The following is a 19860-nucleotide window of genomic DNA, read 5'->3' on the forward strand; positions in this document are numbered from 1 at the left end:
GGAGTAGAATTGAGAAGCGCAAGAGACTCTTTCGCGTTAGCCTTGACAACTTTCGATCCCGACCTCAACACCTTAGCCAATTGGTTGGAAGGCTACTACAGCAACCGCGCTCAGGCAATGGCGGAGCCGGTGTGGTTTGTGCCGGTAAGCCTTTGGTACGTGCGTCTGCCTCACCTGTTTCCCGAGGGAATTGGCTTTTTTACCGAGCAGTTTAACGAACACACACCGGGCCGATTCTACCGCAGCCGAGTGCTACAGCTGCTGGCGGATCCCTTGCGGATAGAAAACTACAAGTTGCGAGATCAAGCGGCTTGGGCAGGCGCCTCCCAGGATCCGCAGCGTTTAGCGCAGCTGTCACTCTCAGACCTCGAGCATTTGCCGGGCTGCCGTATTTTGGTCGAGAAACGCCCAGGCTGTTTTCACGGCGAGATGCTGCCAGGGGGAGCTTGCCGCCTCAACCCCGGCGACAGTACCTATATCCACATTGAGTTCGACCTCACAGCTCGGGAATTCATCAGCTGGGATCGCGGCTTCGACGCCACCACTGGTCAGCAAACTTGGGGATCCCGTGCTGGCCCCTACCGCTACCAGAAAGGGATCCCTCCCCGCCCTTAGAAATAGATAGAGGGTAGGCTGGATTAGGGGAGCAAGAAGGGAAACAGGTCGCGAACCCCTTTGCGCAGCTTGAGTAGAAAGATCAGCCGTTCCACCTTTGGCGAAACTGATCCCATGGCGGGACGGGTTGCTAGCTCTGCCTGCAGCTTCTGCGCTTCGCTAGCAGTGAGGGGCTGGTTATCAACCGGCGAACGGGCACGCAGGTCAGGTTGAGCCCGCAACACCTCCTCGGGAATCTCGGAAGCTGGCGGCAATGACCAGGCTTGGCTACCCCAAAGCAGCAACAAGCCGCTGCAACCGCCCAGTCCCAGCCTCCAGAGCTGTCGGCCCATCCGACCGCTTCCCCTCGCGTTTAGCTGGCCATGGCTTCCGAGCGCTCCTGGATTACCCGGTCGACAATTCCATAGGCCTGGGCTTCTGTAGCCGAGAGGTAAAAGTCTCGCTCCACGTCCCGCTCAATTTTCTCCAGCGGCTGGCCGGTCATTTGCGACAGCAGCTCGTTCATGCGCCGTTTGACCCGCAGCGTTTCGCGGGCTCGAATTTCAATGTCGCTGGCTTGGCCTTGGATCATTCCCAGCGAAGGTTGGTGCAGCATGATGCGAGCGTGGGGCAGGGCAAAGCGTTTTCCCTTAGTGCCGGCAGCCAGCAAAAAGGCTGCCATTGAGGCCGCTTGGCCCACGCAAACCGTAACGATGTCCGGCTTGACGTGGTTCATGGTGTCATAAATGGCCATCCCTGCCGTCACAGAGCCGCCGGGGGAATTGATGTACATCACGATATCTTTTTGGGGGTCCTGGGAATTGAGGTAGAGCATTACCCCCACAATGGTATTGGCCAAGTTGTCGTCAATCGGCTCGCCGATAAACAAAATCCGCTCTTGGTAGAGGCGGTCATCGAGGCTAATCCATTGGGTGTAAGGATCGCCGGGCAAACGGTAGGGAACGCGAGGCACTCCAATTGGCATAGATGTCTCCTGGCAAAGTTTGAACCAGAATAGGGCGCTTGCCAAATTGCTCCCGCGCTCAGGCTCAGCCAAGGCAAAACCCGCCACAGCCCAGTGCGGGTATTTCAAGGTTGACCCTTAGGTTTTGGCTGCTGCCAACTTTGGCAAGCCTTTGGAGCTGGTCAGCACCTGGTCAATGAGGCCATAGGCCTTAGCCTCTTCCGGGGTCATGAAAAACAGCCGCTCCGTGTCCTTTTTAATGCGCTCCACGGGCTGACCCGTGCTGCGGGAGAGTTCCTCCAGCATCATGTTGCGCAAGGTCAGGATCTCGCGGGTGCGAATTTCAATGTCGCTGGCCTGTCCACGGGCACCCCCATAGGGCTGGTGCAGCACAATCGTGGCATTGGGCAAGCTAGCCCGAAACCCCTTAGCACCCGCTGCCAACAGCATGGCCGCCATGCCGATGGCACTGCCAATGCAGATAGTGTGCACTGGCGGCTTGATGTAGTTCATGGTGTCCAGAATGGCAAAGGCTGCCGTGTCGTAGTTATAGGTGCCCGTTGAGTTGATGTACATCTTGATCGGCTTTTCCCGATCCTCGTACTGCAAGTACAGCAGCTGCTCAATGATTAGCTTGGTGACGTTGGCATTTGACTCTTCCGCCAGAGGTAAACCCAGGTAAACAATGCGCTCCTGGAGCAGCAGGGAAGCTAAATCCGGGGGAGGCGTCCGAACCGGAGCACCACCGTAGTAGTAATAGGTAGATTGCACCATGCCAGAGTTCTCCTACAGCCAATCCCTTGACTTAGCTAAGAACAAGGGATCCGGAAATAGCAGCGGATCCCTTGTCCAGTAACCAGCAACAGAAGAGCGTCCTGGCGACCTTACTCAGCTCCCTGCGGCAAGAGCACCCGATCTGACTGCGTGACTAGGACTTTGGGCTTGCGCTCCTCGTCCACGTCGATGAGCACTTCAGATCCCTCTTTGACGCGGCCAGTCAAGATCTCCTCTGCCAGCAGGTCTTCCAACAGGCGCTGGATGGCCCGGCGCAGGGGACGTGCCCCGTAGCTGGGGTTGTAGCCCTCCTCCACCAGCAGGTCTTTGAAGCGATCGCTGACCGTGAGGTGAATTTTCTTCTCCTTCATGCGGTCGAAGACTTCCTTGAGCAGGATGTCGGCGATCTGCTTCACCTCGTCCTTGGTCAGTTGCCGGAAGACGATGATCTCGTCCACCCGGTTGAGGAACTCGGGCCGGAAATACTGCTTCAGCTCTTCGTGCACCAGGTTGCGGATGCGGTTGTAGTTGGCCTCTTCCTCATTGGTGTTGAACTCAAAGCCAAGGCTGCCGCCGCCCTTCTCGATGACCTTGGAGCCAATGTTAGAGGTCATCACGATCAACGTGTTCTTGAAGTCCACCGTGCGACCTTTGGCATCTGTCAGGCGGCCATCTTCGAGAATCTGCAGCAGCAGGTTAAACACATCCGGGTGGGCTTTCTCAACCTCGTCAAAAAGTACCACCGTGTAGGGGCGGCGCCGCACCGCTTCGGTCAGCTGACCCCCCTCGTTGTAGCCGACGTAGCCGGGCGGGGATCCAATAAGCTTGCTGACCGTGTGCCGCTCCATGTACTCCGACATGTCAAGTCGGATCATGGCTGACTCGGAGCCGAAGAAGTAGGCGGCTAAGGCCTTGGTCAGCTCCGTTTTGCCCACCCCAGTTGGGCCGCAGAAGATGAAGCTGGCGATGGGGCGATTGGGATTTTTCAATCCCACGCGCGCGCGACGAATGGCGCGAGAGATAGCCCGCACAGCCTCATCTTGGCCGACAATGCGCTGGTGCAGGGTCTCCTCCATGTGGAGCAGCTTCTCCGACTCACTTTCGGTGAGCTTGGCCACCGGCACCCCTGTCCAAGCGCTCACCACCTGGGCCACATCTTCCTCCGTTACCTCTGGCAGCTCCGTGCGGCTGCTGTCCTCGGCTTTCTTGGCCGCTGCAATGGCGCGGATCTGCTGCCTAATCTCCATCTCCCGGTCCCGCAGCTCACCAGCCCTGTCGAAGTCCTGGGCTCGCACTGCGGCATCCTTCTCCCTGAGAACCCGCCGCAGCTCCTGATCCAGCTCCCGCGCCGCTGGCGGCAGTTGGGAGTTGATCAAGCGCACTCGCGAAGCCGCTTCGTCGATGAGGTCAATGGCCTTGTCGGGCAAGAAGCGGTCGGAGATGTACTGGTCGGCCAGCTTGGCTGCCGCCTCCAGAGCCGCATCGGAGATCCTCAGCTTGTGGTGCTGCTCATAGCGCTCCCGCAGGCCATAGAGAATCTCAATGGTCTCAGCCACGCTCGGCTCGCCCACCATGATGGGCTGGAAGCGGCGCTCCAGAGCCGGATCTCGCTCAATGTGCTTGCGGTACTCATCCAGAGTGGTGGCCCCGATGCACTGTAGCTCGCCGCGAGCCAAAGCCGGCTTGAGGATGTTGGCAGCATCGATAGCACCCTCCGCCGCCCCCGCCCCAATCAGGGTATGCACCTCGTCGATGACCAGGATGATGTTGCCGGCGTTGCGGATCTCATCCATGATCTTCTTGAGGCGCTCTTCAAACTCGCCGCGGTACTTGGTGCCAGCCACCAACAGGCCGATGTCCAAGCTGATCACCCGCTTGTCGGCCAAGATGTCGGGCACATCGCCTTGCACAATGCGCTGGGCCAAACCTTCGGCAATGGCGGTTTTGCCAACCCCCGGCTCGCCGATGAGGACGGGGTTGTTCTTGGTGCGGCGGCCCAAGATCTGGATCACCCGCTCGATCTCCCGCGTCCGGCCTACCACTGGATCCAGCTTGCCTTCCTGAGCCAGTTGAGTCAGGTTGGTGCCAAATTCATCCAGGGTAGGTGTCTTAGTACGGCTAGAGGAGCCACCGCCTGCCGTTACTTCGGCGGTTTCGCCCAGCATGCGGATGACTTGGGTGCGCACCTTGGACAAATCCACCCCCAGGTTTTCCAGAACGCGGGCGGCTACTCCCTCCCCTTCTCGGATCAGGCCCAGGAGTAGGTGCTCCGTGCCAATGTAGTTGTGGCCAAGCTGGCGCGCCTCTTCTAAGGAGAGCTCCAGCACTCGCTTGGCGCGAGGAGTAAAGGGGATCTCAACCGCCACAAAGCCGGATCCCCGACCGATAATTTTCTCAACCTCAATTCTGGCGTCTTTTAAGTTGACCCCCATAGATTTGAGGACTTTGGCGGCGATCCCCGTGCCCTCGCCAATGAGCCCCAGCAAAATTTGCTCAGTGCCAACGAAATTGTGACCTAACCGCCTGGCCTCCTCCTGGGCCAGCATGATCACCTTGATGGCCTTTTCTGTAAAGCGTTCAAACATGATCCTCGAGCTCCCTACGCCTGCATCAAGGCGGACCTGATAGGCCTGATCCTAACACAGGATTCAGGCCAGCTAAGGGACAGCGAACACCCCAGACGAAAAATCATCTGGGATTGGAACGCGCCTGGAGAGATTTGAACTCCCGACCGCGTGGTCCGTAGCCACGTGCTCTAGTCCACTGAGCTACAGGCGCAAGAGGGGTAGACTAGACTATCTGGCTGTCATCTACTGATGGACATCCCTAAACGTGGCTTACTCATTGTAGCACAAGAGCATCTCTTGATATCCGCCACCATTCAAGAAGGCCCTGCCCAGAAGGGGGGGTACCCTTGAATGGCTCAGTCGTCCAAGGGTTCTATCTCGGGATCCAAGCTCTTGGCGGTAAGGCGCAGGGCCTCTGCCTGCTCCATCACCCGTGGCGCTTGCACTGCCGCCTCAACCCCTTGCCGATAGCTCTCCCACAGGGGCATTTCCGGGTAGGTCTGCTGCAATTCCTTGATCTGATCCAGCAGAGCCTCTAGCCAGCCAGACGTACCCCAGGTGAGCAAAAACTGCAGGGGATTCCAGAGGTTGAGCTGCCGCCCCAACTCGTTGAGGCTTTCGTTGCGAAGGGGCGGGTCGAAGATGTCGGCCACCGTCATCAACTGGCGCCCCAGTAGTGGCCTGAGGGTTGTCTCAGCAGCCTCCACAACGGCGGGAAGGGCGGCTTGGATGCGCTCGGGACTGGGAATGTGCCGGGCCTGGGGCAAAGCTTGCAGCAGCAGCTCCAGGCGTCGTTCAGCTTCTGCCGACTCTAAAGCCGCTTCTAGGGTTGTGCCCACACTGAGAAACACTTCCCCCGTCAACAGCCGCACAGCGTCGATAACCAGGTGATACAGGGGAGGGATCACCAGCTTGATCCATTCGCTTTGGAAAAACTCCCGCAGCCGTCGCGCCAGATAGTCCCCCACCTGCGTGGTTTGGATCCCCAGTTGGGTGAGGGAGAGGTACCAGTCGGGGGGGGATCCTTTGGGATCGAGCCACTGGCGAAGGGTTTGCCACTCCTCTTCGGTGAGGGCAGTTCGCCCCTGCTTTAAGACGCTGCGCCGCAGCTTGCCCTCGGCATTCAAGAGCTTGCGCAGCTCCGGCGTGCCCAGCAGAGAGAGGGCCCCTGCCGATCCCACGCTGCCGATCTCGACGGCAATGAGGGCGGCCAAGAGGGCGGCTGAGGCTTTCACCTGGATCTCGCCGCTTTTGTCCACCACCAGAGGTAGGCGGCTATTGCCATAGGCCCGCAGGCTCATCGCCTCCAAGGTGGAGCGTTGCTCAGCGGTTAAGGCCCCTGCCCAAGAAGGGATGCCGTTGGTTTCTGCCCCAGAATAGGCCTGGTCCTGCAGGCTGTGATACAGCAGGCTGGCCACCCAGGCGCGGTCGGCGGCCCGTTCCAGAGAGCCAATGACCACCTCCCATTGGCGGGGGCTGAGCAGAGGCAAAAGCGCTTGCAGGTCTTGCTGGAGCGGCTCTGGAGAGCTGGTGGCTCTCGCTTTGTCTAAGGTTGCCTGCAGCCGATCCCTCGCCTCGCGGCACAGGCCGCCCCACTCCAGTTGCAAACGAGCTAGGGTTTGCTGCAGGGTTTCTTCAGAGCGCCGGGGCAGCTCCTGCCAGCCCGCTTCCAGTTGCCGCCACAGCCCCTCCCAGTTCAGGTCCCCCGCCCTACCGGATGAAGGTGGAGAGTTCGCCGGCGCGGCGGGCCTGTTGGGATCAAGATTGGGGGAGAAGAGGTTAGGCATGGGCAAACTGGGCCGCAGGGGAATTACCGGCATTATAGCTAGGGGTAAAAGGCAAGCTGCGGTAAGCCCAAGGTTTCCGGCCACCCCATCATTAGGTTGAGGCATTGCACCGCCTGCCCGGCCTGTCCCTTCATGAGGTTGTCGATTACCGACAGGACAATGACTCGGTTGGTGCGGGTATCCACTTCCACCCCGATCATGCAGGTGTTGGTGCCGGCAACCCACTTGGTTTGCGGGTAAACGCCGCGGGGCAGCACCTTGACCCAGGGGGATTGGCGATAGAAGGCGTTGTAAATGGTGATGAGATCTTCGCCCACGAGGCCGGGATCCCGCAGGTTGGCGTACAAGGTGACGTGGATACCCCGCACCATCGGCACGAGGTGGGGCGTAAATTGTACAGTGATGGGGGTGTGGGTGAGGTCACTGCAGGCCTGCTCGATCTCGGGCGTGTGCCGGTGTTGGGCCACGCCATAGGCCCCCAGAGAGCCATCTACCTCGGCAAATAGGGATCCCAGCTTGGGGGTGCGGCCCGCGCCAGAGACGCCGGACTTGGCATCGAAAATAAGGCTGTCCAGCTCCACCAACCCCTGCCGCAGCAGGGGGGCAACCGCCAACAGGGAGGCGGTGGGGTAGCAGCCGGGGCAGGCTACCAGTTGGGCTTGGGCAATGGCCTCCCGGTAGAGTTCTGGCAGCCCGTAGACCGCTTGCTCGTTGGCCTGGCGATAGGCAGGGCTGGGCCAGTTGGGATCCGTCTGCCGCAGGCGATACCAGGATTGGTAGGTGGCCAGGTTGCGAAAGCGATAGTCTGCCGAGAGATCTAGAACTTTGCACCCTTTGGCTAGCAAAGGCGGCGCCAAGTCTGCTGCCAGGCCATTGGGCAGAGAGAGGAAGACAACGTCGCTGCTGGCGGCAATGGCCTCCACATCTACCGGCTGGATGGTCAAATCCACCGCTTGGGCCAGGTGAGGGTAGAGATCCCCGTAGCGTTTGCCGGCGCTGTCTTGACCGGCCAGGTAGGTGATCTGCACGCCGGGATGCTCGCTGAGCAGCCGCACCAACTGCACCCCTCCATAGCCGGAGGCCCCGACGATGGCGACGCGGACAGGATTGGTGGGAGGAAGAGAGTGAGGCGCCGTAGTGGCCATGGGGGCTGCCTGTGCAGAATTGCAAAACTGACGGTTTGCCTTACTATTTATCGCATTTGCCGCTGCCTTGGTTGAACTCACCTGCTCTGTTGGGCTCAGTGTTGCCTGAGCCGGGAAGTTATACTGGGCTCACGCGAGCCGCCCAAGCCTCGGCAGCCGCCTTGGCTGTTGAGGTCTTGCCCAGGGATGTTCCCTACCTCGTCGGGAAGGGTTATATGTACTACGAACAATTGATCAACATGATCCTGCGAGCCCGCGGCCAAAGCAGCTGTCACGGCCTGGATCAGGAAACGTTGACCCTCTACTCCGAAGGCCCCTACACCCTCTACAAGCTCACCTCCCATTTCGACCGCCGCTCCATTTTTGTTTTGGCCCAAAACCAGCAGGAGGTGTTTGTCTCCGGAGATGCGTTTCACAGCAAGTTGATCCCGGGAGAATGGCAGGAGTGGCTGCACCAGAAGGCTTTGGCTGTTGCCGCCGAGACACCCAAGGCCAGCTAGCCGGCGAGGGCCAAAACGCCGGGCTGAACCTGCCGTGGCACCACTGAGAGCCGATCCAACTCCGCACAATAGGCCAGGTCCCTGTCGCTTTCAGGGCTAATGGCCAGTAGCCGCTGCCCATGGCTGGAGCGCCGCAACAGGCCCAGGAGATTGTCTTGCCAAGTTTGGTAGAGGGCCAGGGCGGCCACCGCCTCGTCGTTGCCCAACTGCTCCTCCGAACAGCCCAGGCGATGCAGAATGGCTCCGGCACAGGCGGTGTCTTCCAAAGCAAAAGCCCCCTCCCAGCCAGCTCCCACCAGCCACACCTCGGCAAAAGCTCCTTGCCTGAGAAACTCCACCACTGCTCCCAAGTTCACCAGGGCTGCTGTGATCAACACCGGGATCCCTTCTAAGCGCTGAAGGGTGCGGGTGCCGTTGGTGGTGCTCATGAAGATGCGCTTGTCCCGCACACGCTCCGGCGTATACTCGCGGGGGGAGTTGCCTAGGTCAAAGCCCGCCACCGTTTTGCCGCCTCGCTCGCCGGCCAAGAGCCGTTTGGAGGCCGGCCAGCTCTGGCTGGTCGCTTGCAAGGGCTGTAAATCGGCAAACACCTGCACGGCCTCTGCCCCTGCGGCCAGGGCTGTGGCAATGGTGGTGGTGGCCCGCAGCACATCAATGGCCACCGCGCAGGCCGGGATCCCTGACGAGGGGACTTGCTCAGGGGTGTGGAAGTGGAAAAATCGCATGAGAGAAGGATCCACCGAGAGCTTATTAGAACTCGCGCCGGGCAAACACCAGCGCCGTCAAAATGAGCAGCAAAACGGTGTAGATCAGGCCGTAAAGCGCATCGCCAAGAAGCTGGGTGGGCGGGGGAATTTGTCCGTAAACGGCAGCATCTCTTAGGTTAAAGCGCTCCAGATCTGGCAGGACTAAGTAGATTACCTCGAACACCTTGCCGAAGCCTGTATCTTCCACTAGCCTGCTTAACTGCAGCAGGGCACGGCTCGTGTGGCCCACAATGAACAGGGCAATGGTGTAGAGGGTAGCCAAAATCGGGGAGGTAAAAACCCCAAACAGCAGCGCTGCTGCCACAATCAGCACCAGTTCCAAAAAGGTAAAAACTGTTGCCCAGAGAACGGCCCAGGGGGAAATGGGAGCCTGCACCACCCGCAGGCTGAGCAAAAAGACAGCCGTCATCATTGCTAGCAGCACCGACAGCAAAGCCGACAGGCCCAGATGCTTGCCGACAATAAACTCCGCCCGGCTCATGGGTTTGGCAATCAGCACGTAGACCGTGCGCCTCTCGATCTCTTTATTTACCAGCCCCGTGCCGACGAAAATGGCCACCACCAGCAACAGGAAGTGGATGGCGGCCAGACCCAAATCGGCAATGATCTTGTTGTGGGCCTGGTTGGCTACCTGGGGAATCAAAACGATGGCCCCCAGCATGGCCACCGCAAACACCATCACCAGATAAAGAACGCGATCCCGAATGGTTTCCCGAAAAACATTCTGGGCAATGGCCACGACGCGCCCTGCATCCATAGGCTGGCCTCAAGCGAGCGACAACCGGCTATACACTTGTAGCAGCCCAGCTTCATTCTATGCAGTTCCAGGCTCAGATTCAGATCCACCTGCGCCCCTCGGTACTGGATCCTGCCGGGGCTGCTCTCCAGGCTAGCTTGCATCAGCTAGGGCATACCCAGGTGCAGGGAGTGCGCATTGGCAAACACATCCAGCTGCAGCTAGAGGCCCCTGACGCCGAAACTGCCCGAGAGCAGGTGAGCAAGCTGTGCGAGCAACTGCTGGCCAATCCAGTAATCGAGACCTATCAAATCCAAGTGGAGCCTCTAGAGGGCTGATCTCTCACCAAGAAGCTCTCTCGCTCCAGCCCTCACTGCTTTTGCCTTCGCCCCAAGGGATCCCCATGGCCAAGGTAAGGTTTGGCATTGTTGTTTTTCCTGGCTCCAATTGTGACCGCGACGTAGCCTGGGTAACCCGCGGCCTCTTAGGCTGTCCGACGCGACTCATCTGGCACCGGGAAACCGATTTGTCAGGGCTGGATGTGGTGGTGCTGCCGGGGGGATTCAGCTACGGAGATTACCTGCGGGCGGGCGCGTTGGCCCGTTTTGCGCCGGTAATGGGGTCTCTAGCCGAGCACGTAGCCCGGGGGGGCTATGTCTTGGGCATTTGCAATGGCTTCCAGATCCTGACAGAGGCGGGCTTGCTGCCAGGGGCGCTGCTGCGCAACGCTAATCTGCACTTTATCTGCGACCGAGTGAGGATCCGCGTGGAGCGGCCAGATCTGCCCTGGACAAGCGCCTACCCCCCGTCCGCCCTTGTAACCCTGCCGATTGCCCATGGAGAAGGACGCTACGTCTGCGAGGCCGACACCCTGAAGCAGCTGCAAGATGGGGGTCAGATTGTCTTCCGCTACGATCCCGTTGCCCCCAACGGCTCGGTGGATAACATCGCCGGCATTTGCGATCCCAGCGGTCGCATCCTCGGCTTGATGCCTCACCCAGAACGCGCTGCCGACCCCGATTTGCCAGGCCAGGATGGGATCCCTTTTTGGCAGTCGATTGTGCAAAGCCTGTCCAGCTAGCCCTGCTGAGCCTGAGCCAATACCTGGCGCACTTGGTTCACCATCTCCTCGTGATCCACGACTGGCTTGGCAATGTAGCCATCGGCCCCACTCTGGGCCAAAAAAGTCTCCCGGTCGCCCCGCATGGCGTGGGCCGTTACCAAGAGGATAGGAATGGAGCTGGTGCGGGGATCCCCCTTAAGCAGCTGGGCAATGCGGATCCCGTCCACTGCCTCGCCGCGAAAGGTGCTCTGGGCGAGGGAGACATCTAGCAAAATGACGTCTACTTCACGGGCTTGGGCCAGCTGCAGAATCTGCTCCACATCCTGGCTGTGAAGAACCTCAAACCCACCCCGTCGCTGCAGCACCTTCTCGAATACGCGGGCATTGGCCGGATCATCCTCTACCAGTAGCACCTTTGCCATCGTTCCCCTGGGCTCTAGAGCCCAGCTAGCACCAACCCAAGGCAATTGTGGCGATCCCCAGGCTAGTCTCGGGGCAACTGCCCTTGCCCAGGGATCCAGGCAATTGTTTGCGCGGCCTCCTAGCCTCAGACCCTACTAGCGTGGCGGACCCAATTGGTGGGGCTTACTTCTTAGGGATCTTGGGAGTTTCGCGAAAAGCAACAGCAAAAAACAGAAGGCCCAACGTCAAAAACAGGATAAAGGTGTAGGTGATGGTTTCCATAGCAACCTCCCATGGACTCTCTAGAGCCGCCAGCACCCCATTCCCAAAGAGAACCGAGTGCTGACGGCTAGGAACCAAGAAAGCTCTAGGCTTCTTGCACCTTGCGGGTGGTGGGATCCCCCACTTTTTGGAAGACGCCGAATTCCACCATCTCCTCACTCATGTTCGGGTCAATGCCAGCAAACACGTCGCGGAAGAGGGTACGGGCGCCGTGCCAAATGTGGCCGAAGAAAAATAGCAGGGCAAAGACAGCGTGGGCAAAGGTAAACCACCCGCGGGGGCTGGTGTGGAAGGTGCCATCGGCCTTGGGCGTTTCACGGTCAAACTCGAAGAGCCGACCCAACTGGGCCATGCGGGCATACTTCTTAACCGTTGGCGGGTCCGTAAACACCTGCCCGTCCAACTTGCCGCCGTAAAACTCCACCGTCACGCCCACTTGCTCAAAGCTGTAGCGCGACTCGGCCTGGCGGAAGGGAATGTCAGCCCGCACTACGCCATCGGCATCTCGCAGGATGACGGGAAACGTCTCAAAGAAGGTGGGCATGCGCTGCACCGTCAGCTCCCGCCCCTCGCGATCCCGGAACACTGGGTGGCCCAACCATTCGATGGCAATGCCATCCCCTTTGTTCATGGGGCCAGCCCGGAATAGGCCACCCTTGGCTGGGTTGTTGCCCACGTAATCGTAGAAGAGTAAGGACTTAGGCAGAGAGTTGTAGGCTTCGCTGAGGGTCATCCCAGCTTCCACGGCAGCATTGACGCGCCGGTTAATTTCCTGGTTGAAGTAGCCGGAATCCCATTGGTAGCGGGTGGGGCCAAACAGCTCGACAGGTGTGGTGGCGCTGCCATACCACATTGTTCCAGCTACCACAAAGCCAGCAAAGAATACTGCTGCCAGCGAGCTGGAGAGCACGCTCTCTATATTCCCCATGCGCAGAGCCTTGTAGAGGCGTTGGGGTGGACGAACCGTAATGTGGAACAAGCCGGCAATGATGCCGACGATGCCCGCGGCAATGTGGTGGGCCACCACCCCGCCAGCATTGTAGGGGTTAAACCCGGCTGGCCCCCACTCCGGCGCCACCGGCTGCACATGCCCTGTCGTGGCATAGGGATCGCTCACCCACATCCCTGGGCCAAAGACGCCCGTCAGGTGAAACGCGCCAAAGCCAAAGCAGAGAATCCCCGCCAGGAGCAGGTGGATCCCAAAGATTTTCGGCAAGTCCAAGGCTGGCTCACCGGTACGGGGATCCCGGAACAGCTCCAGATCCCAGTACACCCAGTGCCAGCAGGCAGCCAAAAAGAGCAACCCTGATAGAACGATGTGGGCAGCGGCTACCCCCTCAAACGTCCAGAAGCCTGGGTTGGCAACGCTCTCGCCATAGATGTTCCATCCACCCCATGAGTTGACCACTCCCAGGCGCACCATAAACGGCATGACAAACATGCCCTGGCGCCACATTGGATTCAAGACCGGATCCGATGGGTCGAAGATGGCTGCTTCGTACAGGGCCATCGATCCGGCCCAACCCGCCACCAGGGCAGTGTGCATTAGGTGTACCGCAATGAGGCGGCCTGGATCGTTGAGTACAACAGTGTGGACCCGATACCACGGTAGTCCCATAAAGCTCGATCCTCCACGTTTTCAACACTTGGGCAATATCCAGTCAAAAAGCGAAGTCGACACCCCCCTAGGTTCTGACCTGAGCAGTCCCTTCTGGTTTGAGGGGTGCCATGCCTACCTAACCTAAGGGCACACCCACTGAGAGTATTGCCGGCAGAATTTCCCTCCCAGAGATCAGACAGTATAACGAAGCGCAACCGACCTGAGTGGCTTCAGGCGGGATGCCCCTCATATTTGGCACCATCTTCCCCGATCCCTGGCCAAAGATTAAAAACATGACTTAAAATGTAACAATACTTAGCAACATCGCTCTTTCTTGGCTCAGTTCGAGCGAGGTTCTTTGGCAGAGCTATGGCAACGATTCGGTTTGTGAACGAGAACCGGGAGGTCGTCGTCGCAGAGGGGTCGAACCTGCGCCTGAAGGCGCTGGAGAACCAGGTTGACCTCTATAAGATGGTGGCCAAGCTGCTAAACTGCGGCGGCAACGGCCAGTGTGGCACCTGTGTGGTGGAGATTGTCGAGGGGGCTGAAAACCTCTCGCCACGCACAGAGGCAGAAAACCGCAAACTCAGGCGCAAGCCTGAGACCTATCGCCTCGCCTGCCAGACTAAGGTGCTGGGGGATGTTGCGGTGAGAACCAAGCCCTAGGGCTGGCTGGGTCGTTTGGGCAAGGTGCACCTGAGAATGGTATGCTAGCTGCCAGTTGGATTTGCGGCGTGCGGAGCGATGGAGACAAACTACCTGGGCATCTTGGCCACTCTTTTGCTTATCTTGGTACCTTCCATCTTTCTAGTAATCCTATACGTGCAGACTTCTAGCAAGTCGGAAAGCTAGTCGAGCAAGCTCTGGTTGCTCAGGGCAGGCAAAGGCCCTAGTAGGGCTGGCGGAAACCTAACTGGCAGTAGCCCCCAAAACTCGGCAGGGACTTCTACAGGGGGCTCTTTGCTTTTTGCAACAGCATGCAGCTGCGGCTGAAGTGGCCTGCAGGCGGGATCCCTTAGGTGGGCCTTCCTGACTTCCCAGCGTTTTTTTGGCGGATAGACCTAAGTCTACGGTCTTCATCGGAAAACTTGACTTTTGTCTATCCTAGTTGGCCACTAGGATGCCTCTTAAGATTTTTTACAGAATCTCAGCCAGCGATAGGGTCAGGCGAGATCCCGGGTCGGAAGGAGGATTATGAGCTTGAACGGGCTGGTTACAACCGCATGGTTAATTCCCCTCTATGCGCTGGTGGGGTGGGGGGGAGCGCTGATCTGGTCCCCAGGAATCACCCGCCGCACTGGCCCTCGACCGGCGGGCTACCTAAATGCGCTGCTGACTTTGGTAGCGTTTCTGCACAGTGTGGGGGCGCTGGTGGCGATTTGGGATCAGCCGGCGCAGGTGATTCGGCTGCCCTGGCTGCAGGTGGGGGATCTGGTGGTGGAGCTGCCGCTAGAGGTCTCTTCGGTAACGCTGGGGGCCTGCGCTGTGGTGACGGGGCTGAACCTGGTGGCCCAGATCTACGGCTTTGGCTACATGGAAATGGACTGGGGCTGGGCGCGCTTCTTCTCCCTGCTGGGCCTGTTTGAGGGGGGAACGTGCGCCTTGGCCATGTGTGGCTCTCTGTTTTTTAGCTACGTCATCTTGGAGATTTTGACCCTGGGCACCTACCTATTGGTGGGCTTTTGGTATAACCAGCCGCTGGTGGTCACCGGGGCGCGAGATGCTTTCTTAACCAAGCGCATCGGCGACCTCTTGCTCTTGATGGGGGTTATTGCCATTTATCCCCTGACGGGATCTTGGGAGTTTGAGGACTTGGCGGCCTGGGCAAAGGCGGTGCAGGCAGGAGCCATCTCTGTGGACCCAACTTTGCTCGCGCTGGCAGGGCTGGGCTTGCTGGCTGGACCTGCGGGCAAGTGTGCTCAGTTCCCCCTGCACCTGTGGCTGGATGAGGCGATGGAGGGGCCGATCCCTGCCACAATCTTGCGCAACGCCGTGGTGGTGGGCACAGGGGCCTGGGTGTTGATCCGCCTGCAGCCGCTCTATGCTCTTTCCCCAACGGTGTTGCGGGTGATGCTGGTAATTGGGGGGCTGACGGCAGTGGGGGGAGCCTTTGTGGCCCTGGCTCAAATTGACGCCAAGCGGGCCTTGTCCTACCTGGTGAGCGCCTACATGGGCTTGATCTTTGTAGCAGTGGGCACCGGCCATGTCCAGCAAGCGTATCAGTTGCTGCTTACCTATGCGCCGGCGATGGCTTTGCTGGTGATGGCGCTGGGCATGGTGATCTGGAACAGCATTACCCAGGATCTGCGTTATCTAGGGGGCTTGTGGTCGCGGCGACCCATCTCAGGTCTGTGCTTTTTGACGGGGATGGCCGGAATCTTTGCTTTGCCTCCCTTTGGCTCCTTCTGGGTGCTGACGGATCTGTGGCAGCAGTTGGTGCAGTCAGGGCAGGGGCTGGCGGCAACAGTTGTGCTGGTTACCAACGCGGTGACGGCACTGGGCCTAACCCGGGTATGCGGCCTTGTTTGGGGGGGTAAGCCACAGCAGATGAGCGAGCGCTCGCCAGAAGTGCATTGGCCGATGATGCTGCCCAGCACGGTCATGATGGGGGTGGTTCTGCACATAACCATGATCCTGGCGGCGCTGGGTTTGACGCCCACGCTGGAAGGGATCCCTGTTGCCCTGATGGCCGCATCCAGCCTTGTAGGCATGGGTTTGGGGGCAGTGCTCTACCTGCCGCGGGAGCGGCGGCCGGTGGACTGGGCTTTCTTGGCCGACTGGCAGGACCTACTGGCCAACGACTTCTACACTCCCAAGCTCTACCGAGCCAGTGTGGTGTTTGTGGTGCGCATCATCTCTGAGGTCACGGCGCTCTTTGACCGCTACGTGGTGGATGGCCTGGTGAATTTGACCAGTTTGGCGGTGCTGGCAGGCGGCCAAGTCCTGAAGTACACCACCTCCGGCCAGTTGCAGGCCTATGTGCTGACAATTGTGGTGGGGGTGGCCCTGCTGGGTTGGTGGTTCTCTAGGCTTGGGTAGGTCGAGGGGGTAAAGACCATGCTGAGTGCCTTGATTGTGTTGCCGATTTTGGGATCCCTGCTCCTGTTCCTGGGCTTGGGAGGGCGAAAGCTGGCGGTGGTCCTGGCCGGGATCCCGTTGGCCATCTCGCTGTTTCTATTTACCCGCTTTGACGTGCAGGCAACTGGCTTTCAGTGGGAGCAGCGGTGGGATTGGATCCCAGAGATTGGCTTGAGCTACTCCCTGGGCTTGGACGGCTTGTCCCTGCTGATGGTAGCTCTGAACGGGCTGCTTACCCTCATCGCCATCCTGACGGCTGAGCCAGAGGTGCAGCGTCCCAATCTCTTTTACGGCTGCATTCTGCTGATGAGCGGCTCGGTCAACGGGGCTTTTGCTGCGCAGAACCTGCTCTTGTTTTTCCTCTTCTACGAGCTGGTGCTGATCCCGATCTACCTACTTATTTCCATCTGGGGCAGCCCCAAGCGGGATTACGCCGCCATCAAGTTTTTGATTTACACCGCTGTCTCCGCCATCTTCCTGCTGGGGGCCTTTTTGGCTATCTACTGGCTTGGGGATCCCCATACCTTTGAGCTGGCTGAGATTCGCATCAGCTCTCTGAGCCCTGCTGCCCAAACTCTGGCGCTCTTGGCGTCGATGGTGGCCTTTGGCATCAAGATGCCGCTGGTGCCCCTCCACACCTGGCTGCCTGATGCCTACGGAGAGTCTTCTCCGCCGGTGGCGATACTGCTGGGAGGGGTGCTCTCCAAGTTGGGCACCTATGGCCTATTTCGCTTTGGGCTGCAGTTGTTTCCCCAAGCTTGGGCTGACCTGGCCGGGCTTCTGGCCTGGTGGGGGGCCATTGCCGTGCTCTCGGGAGCTTTGGCGGCTATTGCCCAAAAAGACATCAAGCGCATGGTGGCCTACAGTTCCATCGGCCACATGGGCTACATCCTGCTGGGCATGGCGGCGGCCACGCCGATTAGCTTGACGGGAGCAATGGTGCAGATGGTCTCCCACGGCCTGATTTTGGCGCTGCTGTTCGATCTGGTGGGCCTGGTGGAGCGCAAGGTAGGAACGCGGGATCTCAACGTGCTCAACGGCCTGCTCAATCCCCTGCGCGGCCTGCCCACGGTGAGTGCCCTGCTGATTTTAGGCGGCATGGCCAGTGCCGGGATCCCGGGCTTGGTGGGCTTTGTGGCCGAGTTTTTGATCTTCCAGGGCAGCTACCAAGATTTTCCCTTGCCCACTTTGATCAGCATCTGCGGCACCGGCTTGACAGCGGTGTATTTTGTGATTTTGCTCAACCGCACCTGCTTTGGCAAACTGGACAACCGCACTGCCTACTACCCACGGGTGCAGGGCTGGGAGCGGATCCCGGGCTTTGTTTTAACTGCCTTGATCGTCTGGTTTGGGATCCAGCCCATGAACTTGGTGAAATGGCCGCAACCCTTGGCCTTTACCCTCTCCACCCAAGTGGCTCAGGCCCAAACGGTTATCTTGGCCTCAGCCGGTAACCCGGATCATTCTCCCTAGAAACGGGGTCACCAGGTAGTTGGGAAACTCCCAGGAATTGAAGCGTTGGAGACTTGCCATGGCAACAACCCTAGTTGCACCTAAGCTACCTCCTTCCACTCATCCTTTTGCCGAGATAGTCCATCGCCTCGAGGCAGGGGGATCGATGCTGCCGGATACGCCGGAAAACTTGATGCAAATTATCGGCATCTACAAGGCCTATGCCGTGCCAATGGACTTTTATTGGCGTGATCTGCTCTACATTGCCGAGCAGGTGTTTGTGGATCCCTTGCCCTTTTTTAAGTACATCATTCCCGAAGAGTATCTGAAGCTGGCCAACCACTACGCCGGGGATGATGCGGATCTGCGCATTTGGCGTGGCCCCGCCACAGCCCACCCAGAGCTCCTGGAGTTCATGGAAAAAGGGGAGCTCAAGCGCAAGCTGCCGCGGATCTTGCATCACCTTTGGCATGATCGCATCAACATGGAATTTGCGGAAGAGTGTATGCGGGCCATGCTCTGGCACCGGGGTATGGGGGGCCTGCTGGATCCCTATATGGATTCGGAAGAATACAAGCAAAATGCCGACCGCGCCATCCGCGCCTACTGCCAAGGCAACCCTCTGTTGATGGGGCTATACAAGCTCTTCCCAGACATGTTTTTAGAGCTATGCCGCCAGGCCACCATGTATTCAGTGCTGGGACTCTTTTGGGAGGCGATGGCGCCGGTTTTCTTTGAAATGAGCGATCTCTACGACGAGGGCAAAATTACCAGCGTGCCGGAGGCGATGAACTTCTTGGTCAGGGGGATCTTCGCCATTGCCGGACGGCCCATTTATCACCGGGTGCGCATCCGCGGAGAATGGTACGATATTGTGCCCAAATCCAAGGGATTTACCTGGCTATACGAGGCGGCTTTCCCCTACGTAGAGGCGGTGTTTTATCGCTCTTCTCCCTTCCGCGGCACCAAGTCCTATAACGCCCAGGCCAACCAAGTGCCCGTTAACCAGTTGGACTTTCACTACGGGGTTCTCTACGCCGACAAGTTTCCCGTGGCCAGTGCCGGGATCCCGCCGACGCTTTTGCACCAGGATATGTACCACTTTTTGCCCCAGTATTTAGTAGAGTATTACCGCAAGCATTGCCGCGGCGAAGATGACATGCTGATCCAGATTGGGATCAGCTTTCAGCGCTCCATGTACAACGTCACCTCAGCCGTGATCCAGGCAGGTAGAGCAGCTTTTCTCTATCCTTTGGACGATCCCAATCCGCGACATTTGATGATGAACCGTCGTTACTTTGAGGGGCAACTCAATCGCTTCACCCGGCCGGAATACGGGATTCGAGAAGCAGCTCGCCTGGCCTACATTCAGGATCAGAACTATCGCTAGCCGACTTCAAGTCTAGGCATTGACTCTGCCCATTTTCAGTTGTATTCAGGCCAGGTAGCTCTGAAACTGCCCACCACTTTGACTTTCCTGTCATCCCAACTGCTAGCAAAATAAGGATTTTGCCATGCCTGATATTGTCGATATTGCAGTTGCTACGGAGGGTTTCTCCACCCTAGTTACAGCCGTGAAAGCGGCAAACTTGGTGGATACTCTGAAAGGCCCTGGCCCCTTTACTGTTTTTGCGCCTACCGATGCCGCTTTCGCCAAGTTGCCTCCCGGCACCATTACCACCCTGGTGCAAAACATCCCCCAACTGACTCGCATTTTGTGTTACCATGTGGTGCCCGGTCGCTTGAAAAAGGCGGATTTGGCCAAGTATCGAAGTGTAGGCTCGGTGGAGGGATCCCCCATCGATTTGTTTATCGAAGGAGACGTGTTTGAGGTAAACAATGCTACCGTTATCCAGGCCGATATTGAAGCCGACAACGGCATCATTCATGTCATCGACACGGTGATCCTCATGCGGCCCCACTGGTTCTGGCCAATCCTGCGCTCTGCGGAAAAAGAGGGCCTAGCCAGCGCCCCCTGAAGCGACACCACCGGCAGGCAGATCCTCCACTGGGCAGGTTCCTGCTGCAAGGTATGGGTCTTGATGACCTAGAAAGCCTTGGTAGAGTTGCTCCACCGTCTCCGGCCCACCAAAATCGGCTCCTGGAGGATCCTCCAGCGCCCCGTCAAGTCGTAGGGATCCCCGACATC

The 19860-nt window shown here is 58.8% G+C and carries 21 protein-coding genes and 1 tRNA gene; 10 read left to right on the top strand and 12 right to left on the bottom strand.

Going from position 1 to position 19860, the window contains the following annotated elements; translation table 11 throughout:
* Positions 1-42 precede the first annotated feature (42 nt).
* Positions 43-615 carry a chromophore lyase CpcT/CpeT gene (locus NW808_RS07270; RefSeq protein ID WP_414420766.1) on the top strand — a complete coding sequence of 191 codons (573 nt, stop codon included), beginning with the start codon at positions 43-45 and terminating at the stop codon, positions 613-615.
* A 23-nt stretch (positions 616-638) separates the two neighbouring features.
* Here NW808_RS07270 and NW808_RS07275 read toward each other — a convergent pair whose 3' ends face one another.
* From NW808_RS07275 to argC, 7 genes are all read right to left on the bottom strand, one after another.
* A complete protein-coding gene (locus NW808_RS07275; RefSeq protein ID WP_414420767.1) occupies positions 639-947 on the bottom strand; it encodes a hypothetical protein in 309 nt (102 codons plus the stop codon).
* A gap of 20 nt (positions 948-967) precedes the next feature.
* Positions 968-1579 carry an ATP-dependent Clp protease proteolytic subunit gene (locus NW808_RS07280; protein WP_414394862.1) on the bottom strand — a complete coding sequence of 204 codons (612 nt, stop codon included), beginning with the start codon at positions 1577-1579 and terminating at the stop codon, positions 968-970.
* Positions 1580-1696: 117 nt separating this feature from the next.
* Complete coding sequence (locus NW808_RS07285; protein WP_414405295.1) at positions 1697-2332, bottom strand: ATP-dependent Clp protease proteolytic subunit; 636 nt, start codon at positions 2330-2332, stop codon at positions 1697-1699.
* A gap of 110 nt (positions 2333-2442) precedes the next feature.
* Positions 2443-4917: an ATP-dependent Clp protease ATP-binding subunit gene (locus NW808_RS07290; RefSeq protein WP_414394865.1), complete on the bottom strand. Its 2475-nt coding sequence runs from the start codon at positions 4915-4917 to the stop codon at positions 2443-2445.
* Between the two features lie 119 nt (positions 4918-5036).
* Positions 5037-5110 (bottom strand) — tRNA-Arg (locus tag NW808_RS07295).
* Between the two features lie 145 nt (positions 5111-5255).
* On the bottom strand, positions 5256-6719 hold the full coding sequence (locus NW808_RS07300) for a hypothetical protein (RefSeq protein ID WP_414420768.1): 1464 nt from the start codon (positions 6717-6719) through the stop codon (positions 5256-5258).
* Between the two features lie 5 nt (positions 6720-6724).
* The gene (argC, locus tag NW808_RS07305; protein ID WP_414420769.1) at positions 6725-7831 is read right to left on the bottom strand and encodes an N-acetyl-gamma-glutamyl-phosphate reductase; all 1107 of its coding nucleotides are present in this window, start codon (positions 7829-7831) and stop codon (positions 6725-6727) included.
* Between the two features lie 215 nt (positions 7832-8046).
* Between argC and NW808_RS07310 the strand changes: the two genes are divergently transcribed.
* On the top strand, positions 8047-8331 hold the full coding sequence (locus NW808_RS07310) for a hypothetical protein (protein ID WP_414420770.1): 285 nt from the start codon (positions 8047-8049) through the stop codon (positions 8329-8331).
* Here the strand turns inward: NW808_RS07310 and NW808_RS07315 are convergent.
* Together NW808_RS07315 and NW808_RS07320 are read right to left on the bottom strand one after the other, a co-directional pair.
* A complete protein-coding gene (locus NW808_RS07315) occupies positions 8328-9056 on the bottom strand; it encodes a 2-phosphosulfolactate phosphatase family protein (protein ID WP_414420771.1) in 729 nt (242 codons plus the stop codon). The genes NW808_RS07310 and NW808_RS07315 overlap by 4 nt on opposite strands.
* Before the next feature lie 25 nt (positions 9057-9081).
* Entirely contained in the window at positions 9082-9855 is a 774-nt protein-coding gene (locus NW808_RS07320) for an ABC transporter permease (protein WP_414420772.1), read from the bottom strand.
* Between the two features lie 59 nt (positions 9856-9914).
* On the opposite strand from NW808_RS07320, the gene purS reads away from it, so the two are divergent.
* Both purS and purQ read left to right on the top strand, forming a co-directional pair.
* Positions 9915-10172 carry a phosphoribosylformylglycinamidine synthase subunit PurS gene (purS, locus tag NW808_RS07325; protein WP_414409780.1) on the top strand — a complete coding sequence of 86 codons (258 nt, stop codon included), beginning with the start codon at positions 9915-9917 and terminating at the stop codon, positions 10170-10172.
* 65 nt (positions 10173-10237) lie between these two features.
* Positions 10238-10915 (top strand): phosphoribosylformylglycinamidine synthase subunit PurQ, encoded by a 678-nt coding sequence (purQ, locus tag NW808_RS07330; protein ID WP_414405290.1) that lies wholly within the window; start codon positions 10238-10240, stop codon positions 10913-10915.
* Here the strand turns inward: purQ and NW808_RS07335 are convergent.
* The 3 genes from NW808_RS07335 to psbB form a co-directional block, all read right to left on the bottom strand.
* Positions 10912-11319 carry a response regulator gene (locus NW808_RS07335; protein ID WP_414420773.1) on the bottom strand — a complete coding sequence of 136 codons (408 nt, stop codon included), beginning with the start codon at positions 11317-11319 and terminating at the stop codon, positions 10912-10914. The two genes, purQ and NW808_RS07335, sit on opposite strands and share 4 nt — an antisense overlap.
* A 163-nt stretch (positions 11320-11482) precedes the next feature.
* A complete protein-coding gene (locus tag NW808_RS07340; protein WP_414405288.1) occupies positions 11483-11581 on the bottom strand; it encodes a photosystem II reaction center protein T in 99 nt (32 codons plus the stop codon).
* Between the two features lie 85 nt (positions 11582-11666).
* Positions 11667-13199, bottom strand: a complete 1533-nt coding sequence (gene psbB / locus NW808_RS07345; protein ID WP_414409778.1) for a photosystem II chlorophyll-binding protein CP47 — start codon at positions 13197-13199, stop codon at positions 11667-11669.
* Positions 13200-13550: 351 nt separating this feature from the next.
* Between psbB and NW808_RS07350 the strand changes: the two genes are divergently transcribed.
* From NW808_RS07350 to NW808_RS07375, 6 genes are all read left to right on the top strand, one after another.
* Complete coding sequence (locus NW808_RS07350; protein WP_414394882.1) at positions 13551-13847, top strand: 2Fe-2S iron-sulfur cluster-binding protein; 297 nt, start codon at positions 13551-13553, stop codon at positions 13845-13847.
* A gap of 78 nt (positions 13848-13925) precedes the next feature.
* Positions 13926-14033, top strand: a complete 108-nt coding sequence (gene psbM, locus NW808_RS07355) for a photosystem II reaction center protein PsbM (RefSeq protein WP_414394884.1) — start codon at positions 13926-13928, stop codon at positions 14031-14033.
* Positions 14034-14375: 342 nt separating this feature from the next.
* Positions 14376-16220 carry an NAD(P)H-quinone oxidoreductase subunit F gene (locus NW808_RS07360; protein WP_414420774.1) on the top strand — a complete coding sequence of 615 codons (1845 nt, stop codon included), beginning with the start codon at positions 14376-14378 and terminating at the stop codon, positions 16218-16220.
* Positions 16221-16238: 18 nt separating this feature from the next.
* Positions 16239-17732: an NADH-quinone oxidoreductase subunit M gene (locus NW808_RS07365; RefSeq protein WP_414420775.1), complete on the top strand. Its 1494-nt coding sequence runs from the start codon at positions 16239-16241 to the stop codon at positions 17730-17732.
* Positions 17733-17790: 58 nt separating this feature from the next.
* Positions 17791-19101 carry a CO2 hydration protein gene (locus NW808_RS07370; RefSeq protein WP_414409775.1) on the top strand — a complete coding sequence of 437 codons (1311 nt, stop codon included), beginning with the start codon at positions 17791-17793 and terminating at the stop codon, positions 19099-19101.
* Between the two features lie 124 nt (positions 19102-19225).
* On the top strand, positions 19226-19690 hold the full coding sequence (locus NW808_RS07375; protein WP_414405283.1) for a fasciclin domain-containing protein: 465 nt from the start codon (positions 19226-19228) through the stop codon (positions 19688-19690).
* Positions 19691-19860 lie beyond the last annotated feature (170 nt).

The organism is Synechococcus sp. W70.1 (genome assembly GCF_047461515.1).
GTDB lineage: Bacteria > Cyanobacteriota > Cyanobacteriia > Thermostichales > Thermostichaceae > Thermostichus.

Coding starts and splice junctions, on each gene's coding strand:
- NW808_RS07285 (WP_414405295.1), bottom strand. CDS start 2,332: ATGGTGCAATCTACCTATTACTACTACGGTGGTGCTCCGGTTCGGACG.
- NW808_RS07335 (WP_414420773.1), bottom strand. CDS start 11,319: ATGGCAAAGGTGCTACTGGTAGAGGATGATCCGGCCAATGCCCGCGTA.
- purQ (WP_414405290.1), top strand. CDS start 10,238: ATGGCCAAGGTAAGGTTTGGCATTGTTGTTTTTCCTGGCTCCAATTGT.
- NW808_RS07365 (WP_414420775.1), top strand. CDS start 16,239: ATGCTGAGTGCCTTGATTGTGTTGCCGATTTTGGGATCCCTGCTCCTG.
- NW808_RS07290 (WP_414394865.1), bottom strand. CDS start 4,917: ATGTTTGAACGCTTTACAGAAAAGGCCATCAAGGTGATCATGCTGGCC.
- psbM (WP_414394884.1), top strand. CDS start 13,926: ATGGAGACAAACTACCTGGGCATCTTGGCCACTCTTTTGCTTATCTTG.
- psbB (WP_414409778.1), bottom strand. CDS start 13,199: ATGGGACTACCGTGGTATCGGGTCCACACTGTTGTACTCAACGATCCA.
- NW808_RS07280 (WP_414394862.1), bottom strand. CDS start 1,579: ATGCCAATTGGAGTGCCTCGCGTTCCCTACCGTTTGCCCGGCGATCCT.
- NW808_RS07375 (WP_414405283.1), top strand. CDS start 19,226: ATGCCTGATATTGTCGATATTGCAGTTGCTACGGAGGGTTTCTCCACC.
- NW808_RS07275 (WP_414420767.1), bottom strand. CDS start 947: ATGGGCCGACAGCTCTGGAGGCTGGGACTGGGCGGTTGCAGCGGCTTG.
- NW808_RS07350 (WP_414394882.1), top strand. CDS start 13,551: ATGGCAACGATTCGGTTTGTGAACGAGAACCGGGAGGTCGTCGTCGCA.
- NW808_RS07320 (WP_414420772.1), bottom strand. CDS start 9,855: ATGGATGCAGGGCGCGTCGTGGCCATTGCCCAGAATGTTTTTCGGGAA.
- NW808_RS07300 (WP_414420768.1), bottom strand. CDS start 6,719: ATGCCGGTAATTCCCCTGCGGCCCAGTTTGCCCATGCCTAACCTCTTC.
- purS (WP_414409780.1), top strand. CDS start 9,915: ATGCAGTTCCAGGCTCAGATTCAGATCCACCTGCGCCCCTCGGTACTG.
- NW808_RS07310 (WP_414420770.1), top strand. CDS start 8,047: ATGTACTACGAACAATTGATCAACATGATCCTGCGAGCCCGCGGCCAA.
- argC (WP_414420769.1), bottom strand. CDS start 7,831: ATGGCCACTACGGCGCCTCACTCTCTTCCTCCCACCAATCCTGTCCGC.
- NW808_RS07370 (WP_414409775.1), top strand. CDS start 17,791: ATGGCAACAACCCTAGTTGCACCTAAGCTACCTCCTTCCACTCATCCT.
- NW808_RS07360 (WP_414420774.1), top strand. CDS start 14,376: ATGAGCTTGAACGGGCTGGTTACAACCGCATGGTTAATTCCCCTCTAT.
- NW808_RS07315 (WP_414420771.1), bottom strand. CDS start 9,056: ATGCGATTTTTCCACTTCCACACCCCTGAGCAAGTCCCCTCGTCAGGG.
- NW808_RS07340 (WP_414405288.1), bottom strand. CDS start 11,581: ATGGAAACCATCACCTACACCTTTATCCTGTTTTTGACGTTGGGCCTT.